The sequence below is a fragment of the Vibrio sp. 03-59-1 genome, assembly GCF_013114135.1.
Taxonomy (GTDB): Bacteria; Pseudomonadota; Gammaproteobacteria; order Enterobacterales; family Vibrionaceae; genus Vibrio; species Vibrio cortegadensis.
The window spans coordinates 1-1062 of the sequence record NZ_VTYA01000075.1; the positions used below are offsets into that span (position 1 = coordinate 1).

Annotated in this window: 1 protein-coding gene; it reads right to left on the minus strand. The window is 44.2% G+C overall.

Annotation, left to right across the window (positions count from 1 at the left end):
• A partial coding sequence (locus F0249_RS19975; protein ID WP_253825363.1) for a flagellin occupies positions 1-1062 on the minus strand: 1062 nt, incomplete at both ends.

Genomic DNA, 1062 nt, shown 5'->3' on the forward strand with positions numbered 1-1062 from the left:
GCTTAACGCTGAGTTAGGCGCTTGTTTCGCTTGAGCAAGAATTGAGCTTGATGCCTGACCAAGAATTTGTGTCTTCGTCATTTGCGTCGTTTCTTTCGCGAAATCGGTATCTTTGATACGGCTCTTAGAAGCATTAACATTTTCGTTGATGTTATCTAAGTTGTTGATTGCATGTTCGAAACGGTTTTGGAAAGCACCCAGTTCTGCACGGTGGCTATCGACATATTTAAGTGCTGCATCAATAACAGCAACAGATTCTTGTGAACCGCCAACCGTTCTTACATCAATAGTATCAACCGTTTCTTTACGACCCGCTTGCATGTCTAGCTCACCAGCAAGACCGCCAGAGAATTCAACGTCGCCCGATACTTTGTTGCTACCCGCAAACATTTGAAGTGCGCCATCTTCTGTAACTGATGCTTTTACTAAATCTGTTTGACCATTAATGTAAGTAGCAAGTTCTTCGATATCGTCACCCGCTTTCGCGCTGATGTTGATTTCTTGTTCTTGGCCTGCTGTATCAGTCAGCTTAATCGTAAGGTCGTTAGCGTCTGACTTAACCGCCCAATCTTTATCTTTTGCTTCGCCAGCTTGGTAACCTGTACCACCCATTTTTGAGTTATCTGAACGCATATCGCGTAGAGAAAGCATGACCGCTTCACCGTTATCAGCACCAATTTGGAATGATTTCGTGCCGTGAGTGCCATTAAGTAGCTTATTGCCACCAAATGATGTGGTTTCTGCAATACGGTTTAGTTCATCGTTAAGCGCCGTTACTTCTTCTTGAATCGCGACACGCTCAGCTTTTGAGTTTGAGCCGTTTGAAGATTGTAGTGACAAGTCACGCATACGTTGAAGGATGTTGGTTGTTTCATTCATTGCACCTTCTGCTGTTTGTGCAATTGAAATACCGTCATTTGCGTTACGCACTGCAACATCAAGACCACGGCTTTGTACGTTTAAACGGTTCGAAATTTGTAGACCCGCTGCGTCGTCTTTCGCACTGTTAATTTTGAAGCCTGATGATAGGCGTTCCATTGAGGTTTGCTGAGCACTTGTCGA